Genomic DNA, 12,165 nt, shown 5'->3' with positions numbered 1-12,165 from the left:
CGGTTGAACTTCCTATACCCCGCATCCGGCCTCGACCACGCATCGCCAGCTTTCCCCGGCGGAACTGGCGCAGGCCGGCGTGAGCGAGGATACGGTGCGCCTGTGCATCGGCATCGAACATGTCGACGACCTGATCGCGGATCTGGAGCAGGCGCTGGCACGGGCCTGAGCGGCGAAGCCGGCGGGTCGGGCGGCTGGCCGGGGCTGGCAACGGCCGCTTGCCGCAGTCACGGCGGAAGAGGTCTGGTCGCCGGCATGCGCGATGCGACGGACATCGCGCTGCGTCCGGCGCCGCTCGCGAGCGGCATTCAGATAAAGCGCTCCCGCAGCATCGCGACGCCCGCGCTCGCCGGCAGGCGCAGCTGCTCGCTGGCGTACGCGCTCACCGCACTGTCGACAGGATTGACCTCGATGACCTGCGCACGCCGTTGCCGCGCGCGCAGCGGCAGCGACGCGGCCGGATGCACCAGGCCGGACGTGCCGACCACCACCAGGACATCGCAACCGTCGATCGCGGCGCATGCGCGCGCCCACGCGTCCTCCGGCAGCGCCTCGCCGAACCAGACCACGCCAGGCCGGAACGGGCCGCCGCACAGGGGGCAGGCGGGTGGCGTCTCCCGGGCCCCATGCCGACCCCGCCGTGCTTGAGCGATTGGTGGCGGAATGGGCGCCGCGGGGCGTGCGCTCCATCGACTTGCCTAAAGCCGAACTCCCGGTGTGGCAGGCATATTTCGCCAACGGCGAACGCGCCTACTTCGGGCCGGACGACGGCACCTTGCTGCTGCGACGTGGCCCCGACAACGACGTGCTGATGTGGCTGCACGAATGGCATGTGGCGCTGCTGGCCCACGACACGGGCAAGCAGGTACTCGGCATTATCGGCTGGATCTCGCTGGGGCTGCTCTTGAGCGGTTTGTACCTGTGGTGGCCCAAGCCTGGGCGCTGGCGATCGCACTTGAAGGTACACGCACAGCCCCCGGCGCGAAGGTGGGCGACCTGGCACCGCAGTAGCGGCGCTTTGTTGCTGCCGCTTCTGCTGATGGCCACTGTGACCGGTGTAGGGATGGTCTATGGCAAGGGTTTCCATGCCGTGCTGACGGCGGCGTTCGGTGGTGCCGCGCCGCCCACGCCGGTGCTGGCGGGCACAGTGGAGAAAGTGGCATGGGATCCTGTGCTGAATCAGGCGCTCCACGCACTTCCAAGCGCCCGTCTGAGCCGCGCGTCCAATGATTCCTCTGGCGTGATTCGCAAGCCACTTTGCGTGATCGGCTAGCAAACGAAGGTGGGATGCCAGTGCGGGATTCGGTGAGGGATGTCCGCTCTTGGCCGAAAGCGGACGTAGTCAGATCCAACGATACGATGGACAGTGGCTATGCGCTGCGCGACTCATCCGTGAGTCGAGGCTTAGGCGCTACGTCTCAGCTCGTCTAGGTAGTTAGCCCAAGCCTGCATCATCTTCTTTCGCTCTTCCAGGTGGGTAGTTCTGTTGTACGCCCGCCCCAGCGGATCCCGCACCGCATGGGCGAGCTGATGCTCGATGAAATCCGGCCTGAACCCCAGCACCTCGTCCAGCAATGTTCGTGCCATGGCCCGAAATCCATGGGCAGTCATCATCGTGCCATCGAACCCGAGGTTCCGTAGGGCAGCGTTGATCGTATTCTCACTGATCGGCTTCTGGATGCTCCGCACGCTCGGAAAGACGTACTGACTTTTCCTTGCGTAGGGCCGGACATCTTCCAGGAGTTCCACCACCTGCCCAGCCAAGGGAACGATGTGCTGGGTCTGGGTCTTGCTGGTGACGTAACGCCACTCAGCAGCATCCAGGTCAATATCGTCCCAGCGCGCCGCACGGAGCTCGCCCGGCCGGACGAACAGGAGTGCCGAGAGCTTGAGCGCAGCCGACACGATCGGCGACCCTTGGTAGCCGTAGATTGCCTTGAGAAGCTTTGCCACCTCATCTGGCTCAGTCAGGCTGGAGAAGTGCTTGGTTTTCGTAGAGGTCAATGCGCCGGCAAGACTCAGGGCCGGGTTGTTCTCGGCCCTACCCGTGGCGATGGCATAGCGAAAGACCATGCCCGCGGCGGCGCGAGCCCGATGCGCCGTCTCGACTGCTCCACGGGCCTCGATCTTGCGGAGGGCCTTCAGCAGGATTGGCGCAGTCACGCTCCTGACCGGCAGATTCGCGATGCTCCCCAGGTCGCGCTCCAGCATCCGTCGCTCCCGGACGACTGACCCAGGGGTCAGCTTCTTGGCCCGTTGCGAAACCAGTTCTTCAGCAAGCGCGCCAAAGGTGTTGCCGGCCTCTTCCTCCTGTGCCGCTCGCTCGATCTTCACCACCAGGCCCGGGTCCATGCCCTTCTTGAGCTGGGCCCGGGCCGTGTCCCGCTCGGCGCGAGCTTCGGCCAATGAAACCGCCGGGTAGTCCCCGATGGTGAGCATGTTCGCCTTGCCGGCGAACCGGTACCGATAGCGCCAGATCCTGGCTCCAGAAGGCCTCACCTCGACGCACAGCCCATTGGCATCGGCGAGGCGATACACCTTGCCCTGAGGCTTGAGGCTGCGCAGCTTGGTGTCTGTCAACATGGCTGTGAGTAACCGATATGTGAGTAAGCGGAGATCTTCCGATCATCTTACTCGCAACGTTACTCACATTCCAGCTGGATGGAGACGCACGCGACCGGACCCGGCTGGACACGAAAGCCCTGAAATACAGCGGTTTTACTAGGATATTCGGACGGATCTGGACGTGGCCGGATCAGTAGATGGTGGGCCCATCAGGATTCGAACCTGAAACCAAGGGATTATGAGTCCCCTGCTCTAACCGTTGAGCTATAGGCCCTGCGCAGCGCCACAGTGTAGTGGAGGCCGCCCACGATCGGCTACCCGGCAGCAGCAAGAGCCTCAGCAACGCGCCCCAACCGCTTCTCCGCCGCTTCCGCAAACCACATCTGCCGCCGCAGATGTGCCTGGAACAGCGCCACCGTCCGCCTGGCCTCTTCCAGTCCCTTCTGGTTGCCGCCGCTGAAGCCGGCAAGCAACCCAGCTTCAGGCAGCGTCAGCAGCGCATACGTCGTCCGACGTGCAAACCCCAACGGATCCTCACACTCATCCCGCATCACCTCATCCCAGTTCAGCAGCGGCGGGAAATCGATTTGCACGGGCTCAGGCATATCGTGCTCCACATCATTCATGGCGTGACTCCAGATGCATGACGAATCAGTGCCGCAGGCCGCATGTGATGTACGTGACCTGCTGCGCGCTTGCATCAGCGCCGATGAAGATCGGCCTGCCTACGCGATGTGTTGAGCATCTGCACGGTCAGCGTGCGACCGCCGCGGGACGTAATCAAATGGCAGATGCGACATCGTCAGGATCCGACCGGCATGGCCGGGAGCTACTAAAGAAAAACCCCGCACCAGGCGGGGTTTCTCTCAACGCTTCAACAGCCGCTGGCTATCAATCGATATCCAGGAAGCTGCGCAGCTGCTCCGAACGGCTCGGGTGACGCAGCTTGCGCAGGGCCTTCGCTTCGATCTGGCGGATGCGCTCGCGGGTCACGTCGAACTGCTTGCCGACCTCTTCCAGCGTGTGGTCGGTGTTCATGTCGATGCCGAAGCGCATGCGCAGCACCTTGGCTTCCCTCGGGGTGAGGCCGGCCAGCACGTCGCGAACGGTTTCGGACAAGTTGATGTTGGTGGTGTTCTCGATCGGGGACTCCACGTTGGTGTCCTCGATGAAGTCGCCCAGATGGGAATCCTCGTCGTCGCCGATCGGGGTTTCCATCGAGATCGGCTCCTTGGCGATCTTCATCACCTTGCGGATCTTGTCTTCCGGCATGTCCATTTCCTTGGCCAGCTCCTCCGGCGTAGCCTCGCGGCCATACTGCTGGAGCATCTGGCGGGAAATGCGGTTCAACTTGTTGATCGTCTCGATCATGTGCACCGGAATACGGATGGTGCGCGCCTGGTCGGCGATCGAGCGGGTGATCGCCTGGCGGATCCACCAGGTGGCGTAGGTCGAGAACTTGTAGCCGCGGCGGTACTCGAACTTGTCCACGGCCTTCATCAGGCCGATGTTGCCTTCCTGGATCAGGTCGAGGAACTGCAGGCCACGGTTGGTGTACTTCTTGGCAATCGAGATCACCAGGCGCAGGTTGGCCTCGACCATTTCCTTCTTGGCCTTGCGCGCCTTGGCTTCACCGTAGGCCATGGCACGGCTGATTTCCTTCAGCTCTTCCAGGTCCAGCTGGGTCAGCTTCTCGATGTCGATCGTCGCCTGCTGTTCGGCGATGATCTGGTCCTTCACTTCGCGCAGGGCCGACGACCACTTCTGCTTGCGCTTCAGTGCGTCTTCCACCCACTCCAGGTTGGTCTGGTTGCCTTCCCAGGAACGGATGAAGTCCTTGCGCGGCATGCGCGCGGTGACGGTGGCCAGGTTCAGCACACGGCGCTCATGCGACTTGATGTCGGCCATCGTGTCGCGCAGCTGCTTGGTCAGCACGTCGGTCAGCGGCAGCGGCAGCTTCAGGGTGACGAACACCGCCGACATCTCTTCGCGCAGGCGCGGCAGGTTCTTCTTGTCGCCCTTGGTCGCGGCCTTCTTGAAAGCGTTGAAGGCATCGCTCAGTGCCTGCATGCGCGCGGCGACTTCCTCCGGATCCGGACCGGTCGGTGCGGCTTCTTCATCGCCACCGTCGACATCGTCGTCCTCGTCCTCGTCGCCTTCGGCGTCCGCATCGGCGCTGTCATCGGCAATGACCGCCGGCGGTGCCGGCTCTTCGTCGACCAGGTCGTTGAAGCCGACGATCACTTCGGCCAGGCGCTTCTTGCCTTCCTTGTGGGCTTCGTAGTCGTTCAGCAGCGACTCGACCGAAACCGGGAACTGACCCAGGGCGGCCTGGACCTGCGAAAGGCCTTCCTCGATGCGCTTGGCGATGGCGATTTCGCCTTCGCGGGTCAGCAGCTCGACGGTGCCCATTTCGCGCATGTACATGCGCACCGGGTCGGTGGTACGGCCACCTTCGGTGTCGAGCGCGCTCAGCGCGGCGGCAGCTTCTTCAGCCGCAGTGTCATCGACTTCGCGGTTGCCGGTGTTGCCATCGTTGAGAAGCAGGGTTTCCACATCCGGCGCAACTTCATGGACATCAATGCCCATGCCGTTGATCATGCCGATGATGTCTTCGATCTGTTCCGGGTCGACCATGTCGTCCGGCAGATGGTCATTGACTTCGGCGTAGGTCAGGTAGCCCTGTTCCAGGCCCTTGCTGATCAGTTGCTTGATTTCGGATTGGGCAGGACGTTCGTTGGCCATGTAGTGCTCGCGCCACCGGCTAGGGAGAAATAGGGAACGTAGCATTATACCAGCCCGGGGCCCCGCCTGCCGGGCGGTGGTCCCGCAGGCTCAGGGCCTGAGAAGGAAGGTCACGGGACCGTCATTGACCAGGCTGACGACCATATGGGCACCAAATCGGCCCGTTTCCACCCCGGGCGCGTGATTTTCACGACAGATCTCGACAAATCGATTGAACCCGCGTTCAGCCTCGTCCGGCGGTGCGGCGGTCGTGAAACTGGGGCGCATGCCCGAACGGGTATCGGCGGCCAGGGTGAACTGGCTGACCAGCAGCAGGCCGCCGCCGGTGTCGCGCAGCGACCGGTTCATCTTCCCGGGCTCGTCGGCGAACACCCGGTAGCCCAGCAGGCGCTCGGCCATCCGTCGCAGCTGGGCCTCGGTATCGCCCGGTTCCATGCCGACCAGGGCCAGCAGGCCGGGGCCGATCTGCCCCACCACTTCCTGGTCGACGTGGACGGCGGCCTGGCTGACGCGCTGGATCAGGACGAGCATCGTGGGCTTCCAATGAACAGGGCCGGCCACGATAGCAGCGCCCTTGGCTAAACTGGCGCCGATGAATCCGCAACGCAAAGCCCGGCTGGTCTACCGCGCCACCACCCTGTTCGCCCGCCTGCCCTGGCCAGTGCTGCGGGGATTCGCGCATGCCCTGGCGTGGACGTGGGTCCGTCTCAACGCTCGCGAGAGCCGCGTCACCCGTCGCAACCTGGAACTGGCCTACCCGGAACTGGACGGTCCGGCGCGCGACCGCCTGCACCGCGAGCTGCTACGCTCCACCGCCCTGCAGGCCATCGAGACGCTGCGGCTGTGGGGCCAGAGGCCCGCCGACAACCTGCGCCTGCACCTGAAGCAGCGCCACGGCGAAGCCCTGTACGACGCGGCGCTGGCCAGCGGCAAGGGCGTGATCGTGGCCGCACCCCACTTCGGCAACTGGGAGCTGCTGAACCAGTGGCTGGCCTCGCGCGGGCACATCGCCATCGTCTACAAGCCACCGGAGGACGAGGCCAGCGACGCCTTCCTGCAGCTGGTGCGGGGCGGCCAGAACGTGCAGCAGGTGCGCGCCGAGGGCCCCGCCGTGCGCCAGCTGTTCAAGGTGCTCAAGGACGGCGGTGCCACCGGCATCCTGCCCGACCAGCAACCCAAGGCCGGCGACGGCGTGTTCGTGCCGTTCTTCGGCGTGCAGGCACTGACCATGACCCTGGTCAACCGGCTGGCCGAGCGCACCGGCGCCACCGTGCTGTATGGCTGGTGCGAGCGCATCGGGCCGGACATGGAATTCGCCCTGCACATCGAGCCGACCGACCCGGCCGTGGCCGACCCGGACCCGCAGGTGGCGGCCACCGCGCTCAACGCCGGCATCGAGCGCATCGCCCGCCGCGACCCGACGCAGTACCAGTGGACCTACAAGCGCTATACGCTGCGGCCACCGGGCAGCGGCGAGGAAGACCCGTACGCGACCGAAGAGCATCCGCACTGACGGTCGCACCACGCGGGCCCGTCCGGCCCCTGCGACCGGCGGCCGCACCACGTTGAATACGACGCCGTCGCCCCCATAGAGACTGCGATGTCCGCCTCCCCCGGTCCTGCCATGCCTGCTGCCTCTTCCCTGTTCGGCGACCCCGCCGCGATCCGCTGCGAACGCGCGGTGGCCGAACTGCGTGCCGGTCGCCCGGTACTGCTCCACGATGGCCAGGGCCAGCGCCTGGCGGTGATTGCACTGGACAGCGCCACTGCCAGCAGCTTTGCCACGTTCGCCGCTGCCGCGCGCGAGCGCCACTACCTGTTCCTGACCGCCACCCGCGCCCGCGTGCTCGGCGTGGAAGCACCGGAAGGCGCGCGCCTGCCGCTGGCCGGCATTGACTTCGATACCCTGCCCTCGCTGGGTTACCTGCGCGAGCCCGGCCCCATGCCCGACGACTGGGCGGCCGGCGACGCCTTCGATGCCGGCGCGGTGGAGCTGGCCCGCCTGGGCCTGCTGCTGCCGGCGATGGTCGCGGTGCGCCTGGACGTGGATGACCACACGTTCGACGGTGCCGCCGAGGTGGCCCTGTGCGACCTGGCCGAAGGCGCAGCACATGCGGCCCACGACTACGAACTGGTGGCGCGTTCGCCGGTACCGCTGCGCGACGTCGGCATGACCACCTTCGCGGTGTTCCGCGGCGGCGTGGCCCAGCGCGACCAGGTCGCGATCATCGTCGGCGAACCGGACCTGTCGTCGGTGGTACCGGTACGCGTGCACTCCTCGTGCCTGACCGGCGACCTGTTCGGCTCGCTCAAGTGCGACTGCGGCGACCAGCTGCGGCGCGGGCTGCGCAAGCTGAAGGAACTGGGCGGTGGCGTGCTGCTGTACCTGGACCAGGAAGGCCGCGGCACCGGCATCGCCGCCAAGATGCGCGCCTATGGCTACCAGCACGACGGCCTGGACACCATCGACGCCGATGCGCAGCTGGGCTTCGGTGCCGACGAACGCCGCTACGGCAGTGCGGTGGCGATGCTGCATGGCCTGGGCATTTCGCGCGTGGCTCTGCTCAGCAACAACCCGACCAAGGCACAGCGCCTGCGCAATGCCGGCATCGAGGTGCTGGACTGCATTCCGGTCACCGGCGAGATCACCGCCGAAAACGAACACTACCTGCGCACCAAGGCCGATCGTGCTGGTCACCTGCTGGATGTCGATGCGCTGATCCAGGCTGCCCAGTAACACAGCCGACCTGCTACCGTCTGCGCGGTGCGGCCACCGCCGCCGCTCGCCCTGCCACCTGACGGAGCCCGCGTGACCGACGTCGCCCCTATCGCCCCGACCACCGAAGCCTGGCAATCGCTGCCGCAACGTGCCGCCCGCCTGGCCGCACTGGAAGGCGCCTTCGGCGGACTGTTCGTACCGGGTCTGCCACTGGCCGCAGCTGCCTGGTTCTTCGATCTGCCCGGCGGCCTGTGGACTGCCGCCCTGGGGCTGCTGATCGGCATCCTCTTCGGCGCCTGGCTCGGCCGCCGGCGACTGACCCGCACCCGCTGGCGCCTGGATGACCAGGGCCTGGGCCTGCGCCGCGACCTGATGTGGCAGCTGGAAACCCGCATTCCCATATCGCGCGTACAACACCTGGACCTGCGCCGGGGCCCGTTGGAGCGCCGCGCCGGCCTGGCCACGCTGATCGTGCACACTGCCGGTACCCGCATGAGCGCGGTCACCGTCAACGGCCTGGATGAAGCCGACGCCGAGCGCCTGCGCGACACCCTCTCGCACCAGCTCGACCAGGACGCCGACGCCCTGTGAGCCTGCCGCCGCCCCTGCCCGCATCGCTGCCTGCCGGTGGCGAGGACCATCGCCTGCACCCGTGGTCGTGGCTGTTCGTACTGCTGATGCAGCTGCGACACTACTTCCTGCCGCTGGTCGCGCTGCTGGTGTTCGGCCAGCGTGGCGAGCGCGACCCGATGTGGGCGCAGTTGATTCCACTGTCGGCGATCGCGGCACTGGTGCTGGTCTCGGTGCTGCAGTACCTCAGCTACCGCTACCGCATCGGCAGCGATGCCATCACCGTGCGCAGCGGGCTGCTGGCGCGCAACCGCCGCGAGATCCCGTTCGCCCGCATCCACAACGTGGAAGTGCGGCAGAACCCGTTGCACCGGCTGTTCGGTGTGGCCGAGCTGCGCCTGGAATCGGCCGGCGGCGTGCGGCCGGAAGCCGAGATGCGGGTACTGAGGCTGGACCAGGCGCTGGCGCTGGAACGGCTGGTGCGCCAGCGTGGGCAGGCACCGCAGCCCGCCGGCGTCGTCGCCACGCCCTCGATCACCGGGACCGACACCGAACAGGTGCTGCTGCGCCTGTCGAGCTGGGACGTGGTGCGCATGGGCCTGCTCTCCAACCGCGGATGGGCACTGGCGATCGCCGCCTTCGGCGTGCTGTTCCAGACCGTGCCGCGGCCGGTGATGGACGCGGCCATCCAGCGTGGCGGCAGGGAGGCCTTCGGCTACGCAAGCCACCTGCATCCCGGCGTGGCCGGCGCCTTCCTGCTGCTGGCCGCAGCCCTGCTGCTGGGCTGGCTGGCGCTGCGGGCGTTGTCGGTGGTGCTGACCCTGCTGCGCTATCACGGCTTCACTCTCAGCGAGCAGGATCGCCGGCTGACCGTCTCGGCTGGCCTGGTCAGCCGAACCCGCAGCAGTGTCGCGCGTCGCCGCATCCAGGCCTGGACGCTGTACGAGACCACCCTGCATCGCTGGTTCGGCCTGCGCCAGCTGCGCGTCGACAGCGCCGCCGGCGGCCCTTCGCGGGATCAGGACCGCGCTCTGCGCGAGCTGGCACCGCTGGCCCCGGCAATGCGCTGCGAGCAGCTGGTGCAGCACCTGTTGCCTCAACTGCAGTGGCCGCCGGCGCAATGGCAGTCCATTCCGCAGCGTGGCTGGTGGCGGCTGTGCCTGGGCGCGCTGCTGCTGGTTCCCCTCCTGGCCGCCGCCGCGTACTGGCGCTGGGGATCATGGGGCCTGATCGTGCTGGCCTGGCTGCCGCTGGCGCTGCTGGTGGCCCACCGGCAGATGGCGCGCATGGGCTGGTATCTGGATGACCACTACGTCGCCGTGCGCGGCGGCTGGTGGAAGCGCTGGTGGCGCTGGGCCGAGCTGGACAAGGTGCAGGGCCTGCGCCTGCTGCGCTCGCCACTGGACAAGCTGCTGGGCACCAGCAGCCTGCAGCTGGATACCGCCGGCGCGCATGGCGATGTGGCATTGATCCTGCACTTCCTGCCGCAGGCGCAGGCGCGACAGGTGATGGATCAACTGGCGGCCGCGCTGGCGCGGCGCAAGCTGCGCTGGTAGGTAGTGCCGGCCGCTGGCCGGCAACCGCAGACATCCCCGAGGTTGCCGGCCAGCGGCCGGCACTACCGCGGCCGGGGGCCACGCATCCACGCATGGCGTGGATCTACTGTAGAGCCGAGCCCACGCTCGGCTTACCGCTGCGACGGCCCCCAATACCCCAGGTCCTTGCGGATCTGCAGGTCGCGGACCCAGCTGCCGAACGGCTTGCGCCGCAGCACGCCCATTTCACCGGACAGGAAATCCTCGGTAGCCGCAATCACGCGCTCGCTGGACAGGCCATCGCGGTACGGATGGATGGCATCGGCGTAGCGCACGATCTCCGCCTGCAGCGCGGCGTCGGGATGCAGCGCGCGCTGCAGCATCGCCGGCAGCTGCACCGGGTCGTCGAAGTCGATCATGTGCGGCTTGGGCACCCGGTTGCGGAAGGTCACCACCGGCTTGTGCTGGACGATGAACTCCGAAACGATCGAGGACGTATCGGACACCAGCACATCGGCGGCGCGCTGTGCGGCCATCACCTGCTCCGGCTCGATGAAGCGTGCATTGGCACCGGCCAGCGCGCGGTAGCGTTCGAACAATTCCGGTGGGCACTTCGGGTGCAGGGTCAGCAGCCAGTAGCGCTTGCCCTCGGCGATGTCGGCAGCAATCTGCGCATGCAGGTGCGGGGCTGCGCTCAGGCGTTCGGTGAAGGTCGAACCGAACAGGATCACCGGGCGTCCTCCAGCGGCGGCGCGCAGCGCGGCGCTCTCGCCACCATCGTCGCGGAACAGCGGATCCAGCTTCGGCCAGCCGGTCTCGGCCACCGCGAAGTGGCCCTGCAGGGCCGCGATCTCACGGAACGGCCCGGTGGTGGCCGGCCCCTGCGTGCAGTACAGGTCGAACATGCCGCGCACCCGGAAGTGGCCGCGCGCACTGTCCCGCTTCTCCACGTTGAAGCCATGGAACAGCTGCACCTTGGCTCCCGAAAGGAAGGTCGGCACCCAGTTGGCGGCGCTGAACACCGCCCGCGGCCGCATTGCCAGCGCCTGCTTGAGGCCGATGTTGGGCACGCCCGGCAGCTGGCTGCCGGCCGCGCCGCCCTCGAACCAGGCCGCCACCTCCTGCCCGGAGGCGTGCAAGGCCTGCGCCAACGGGGCGAGAATAGGCAGCGCATAGCGCTCCGTCGCAAACAACAGGTACCCGGCCATCATGTCCTCCACGACCGCTCCCATCGAACGGCCTCGCATCTCGGCCTGCATTATCGCGTTCAACGAGGCCGGCCGCATCGGCGACTGCCTGGCCTCGCTGGCCTTCTGCGATGAGATCGTCGTCGTGGACTCCTACTCCACCGATGCCACCGTGGCCATCGCCGAGGCCGCAGGCGCCCGCGTGCTGCAGCGCCCGTTCGACGGCTTCCGCAGCCAGAAGGCGTACTGCGTCGAGCAGGCCGGCCACGACTGGGTACTGTGCCTGGACGCCGATGAGCGGATCAGCCCGGAACTGCGTGCGGCCATCGAACAGGCCCGCGACGGTGGCTTCGCCGGCCATGCCGGCTATCGCTTCGCACGCCTGTCGGAGTACTTCGGCAAGTTCCTGCGCCATGGCAATGCCTACCCGGACCGGGTGATGCGCCTGTTCGACCGCCGCCGTGGCGGCTGGCGCGGCAAGCGCGAGATCCACGAGGCCGCCAGCGTCGATGGCAGTGTGGGTACCCTGCGCGGCGACCTGGTCCACTATCCCTACCGCTCCTTGCAGCAGCAGCTGGCCAAGACCGAGAAGTACGCGCGGATGATGGCCGAGCACGAGTTCGCGCGCGGTAAACGGGCCACGCTGGGCAAGCTGGTGCTGGCACCGGCCTGGCGGTTCTGGCGCGGCTTCGTGTTCCGTGGCGGCTTCCGCGACGGCTGGCATGGCCTGGTCTACGCTTATGTGCGCGCCAACTACGTGCGCCAGAAGACCATCATGCTGTGGATGCTGGGCAACGGCCAGGCCGTGGCCGACCCGCCGAACCCCTGATCGCCGGGCCCTGCC

12 protein-coding genes, 1 tRNA gene and 1 pseudogene are annotated in these 12,165 nt (G+C 67.1%); 7 read left to right on the top strand and 7 right to left on the bottom strand.

All coding sequences use genetic code 11. The annotated features are described in order from the left end of the window. Positions 1–10 precede the first annotated feature (10 nt). Positions 11–169 (top strand): annotated as a pseudogene (locus A7X97_RS20285) (PLP-dependent transferase); the annotation flags it as partial. Positions 170–308: 139 nt separating this feature from the next. Here A7X97_RS20285 and A7X97_RS20280 read toward each other — a convergent pair. Next, positions 309–653: a Sir2 family NAD-dependent protein deacetylase gene (locus A7X97_RS20280; protein ID WP_258392666.1), complete on the bottom strand. Its 345-nt coding sequence runs from the start codon at positions 651–653 to the stop codon at positions 309–311. On the opposite strand from A7X97_RS20280, the gene A7X97_RS20275 reads away from it, so the two are divergent. Then, positions 608–1,273, top strand: coding sequence for a PepSY domain-containing protein (locus A7X97_RS20275; RefSeq protein WP_171974407.1), 666 nt, complete (start codon positions 608–610; stop codon positions 1,271–1,273). The two genes, A7X97_RS20280 and A7X97_RS20275, sit on opposite strands and share 46 nt — an antisense overlap. Before the next feature lie 131 nt (positions 1,274–1,404). On the opposite strand, the gene A7X97_RS20270 is transcribed toward A7X97_RS20275, so the two are convergent. The 5 genes from A7X97_RS20270 to dtd form a co-directional block, all read right to left on the bottom strand. Next, positions 1,405–2,583 carry a tyrosine-type recombinase/integrase gene (locus A7X97_RS20270; RefSeq protein WP_111008373.1) on the bottom strand — a complete coding sequence of 393 codons (1,179 nt, stop codon included), beginning with the start codon at positions 2,581–2,583 and terminating at the stop codon, positions 1,405–1,407. Between the two features lie 180 nt (positions 2,584–2,763). Continuing rightward, positions 2,764–2,839: transfer RNA gene (locus A7X97_RS20265), tRNA-Ile, on the bottom strand. 40 nt (positions 2,840–2,879) lie between these two features. Continuing rightward, positions 2,880–3,191, bottom strand: coding sequence for a hypothetical protein (locus tag A7X97_RS20260; RefSeq protein WP_088496105.1), 312 nt, complete (start codon positions 3,189–3,191; stop codon positions 2,880–2,882). A 265-nt stretch (positions 3,192–3,456) separates the two neighbouring features. Continuing rightward, positions 3,457–5,310: an RNA polymerase sigma factor RpoD gene (gene rpoD / locus A7X97_RS20255; RefSeq protein WP_088496104.1), complete on the bottom strand. Its 1,854-nt coding sequence runs from the start codon at positions 5,308–5,310 to the stop codon at positions 3,457–3,459. A 90-nt stretch (positions 5,311–5,400) separates the two neighbouring features. Then, on the bottom strand, positions 5,401–5,841 hold the full coding sequence (dtd, locus tag A7X97_RS20250) for a D-aminoacyl-tRNA deacylase (protein WP_111008372.1): 441 nt from the start codon (positions 5,839–5,841) through the stop codon (positions 5,401–5,403). 61 nt (positions 5,842–5,902) lie between these two features. On the opposite strand from dtd, the gene A7X97_RS20245 reads away from it, so the two are divergent. The 4 genes from A7X97_RS20245 (at position 5,903) to A7X97_RS20230 (ending at position 10,155) form a co-directional block, all read left to right on the top strand. Then, a complete protein-coding gene (locus A7X97_RS20245) occupies positions 5,903–6,823 on the top strand; it encodes a lauroyl acyltransferase (RefSeq protein WP_111008371.1) in 921 nt (306 codons plus the stop codon). A gap of 87 nt (positions 6,824–6,910) precedes the next feature. Continuing rightward, a complete protein-coding gene (ribA, locus tag A7X97_RS20240) occupies positions 6,911–8,047 on the top strand; it encodes a GTP cyclohydrolase II RibA (RefSeq protein WP_088496103.1) in 1,137 nt (378 codons plus the stop codon). A 72-nt stretch (positions 8,048–8,119) separates the two neighbouring features. After that, a complete protein-coding gene (locus A7X97_RS20235) occupies positions 8,120–8,620 on the top strand; it encodes a PH domain-containing protein (protein ID WP_005419594.1) in 501 nt (166 codons plus the stop codon). Further along, on the top strand, positions 8,617–10,155 hold the full coding sequence (locus A7X97_RS20230; protein ID WP_088496102.1) for a PH domain-containing protein: 1,539 nt from the start codon (positions 8,617–8,619) through the stop codon (positions 10,153–10,155). Before A7X97_RS20235 ends, A7X97_RS20230 begins: the two co-directional genes overlap by 4 nt. Positions 10,156–10,286: 131 nt before the next feature. On the opposite strand, the gene A7X97_RS20225 is transcribed toward A7X97_RS20230, so the two are convergent. Next, the gene (locus A7X97_RS20225) at positions 10,287–11,345 is read right to left on the bottom strand and encodes a CDP-glycerol glycerophosphotransferase family protein (protein ID WP_053497033.1); all 1,059 of its coding nucleotides are present in this window, start codon (positions 11,343–11,345) and stop codon (positions 10,287–10,289) included. Here A7X97_RS20225 and A7X97_RS20220 point away from each other — a divergent pair. Further along, entirely contained in the window at positions 11,344–12,150 is an 807-nt protein-coding gene (locus A7X97_RS20220; RefSeq protein ID WP_088496602.1) for a glycosyltransferase family 2 protein, read from the top strand. The genes A7X97_RS20225 and A7X97_RS20220 overlap by 2 nt on opposite strands. Positions 12,151–12,165: the final 15 nt, after the last annotated feature.

The organism is Stenotrophomonas sepilia, from assembly GCF_003244875.1.
In the GTDB taxonomy this organism is placed as follows: Bacteria; Pseudomonadota; Gammaproteobacteria; order Xanthomonadales; family Xanthomonadaceae; genus Stenotrophomonas; species Stenotrophomonas sepilia.
This window is presented reverse-complemented; position numbering and strand designations above follow the sequence as displayed.

Bases quoted from the DNA above. Each gene is read 5' to 3' on its own strand.
- dtd (WP_111008372.1), bottom strand. From the start codon at position 5,841: ATGCTCGTCCTGATCCAGCGCGTCAGCCAGGCCGCCGTCCACGTCGAC.
- rpoD (WP_088496104.1), bottom strand. From the start codon at position 5,310: ATGGCCAACGAACGTCCTGCCCAATCCGAAATCAAGCAACTGATCAGC.
- A7X97_RS20220 (WP_088496602.1), top strand. From the start codon at position 11,344: ATGTCCTCCACGACCGCTCCCATCGAACGGCCTCGCATCTCGGCCTGC.
- A7X97_RS20270 (WP_111008373.1), bottom strand. From the start codon at position 2,583: ATGTTGACAGACACCAAGCTGCGCAGCCTCAAGCCTCAGGGCAAGGTG.
- A7X97_RS20225 (WP_053497033.1), bottom strand. From the start codon at position 11,345: ATGATGGCCGGGTACCTGTTGTTTGCGACGGAGCGCTATGCGCTGCCT.
- A7X97_RS20245 (WP_111008371.1), top strand. From the start codon at position 5,903: ATGAATCCGCAACGCAAAGCCCGGCTGGTCTACCGCGCCACCACCCTG.
- A7X97_RS20260 (WP_088496105.1), bottom strand. From the start codon at position 3,191: ATGAATGATGTGGAGCACGATATGCCTGAGCCCGTGCAAATCGATTTC.
- ribA (WP_088496103.1), top strand. From the start codon at position 6,911: ATGTCCGCCTCCCCCGGTCCTGCCATGCCTGCTGCCTCTTCCCTGTTC.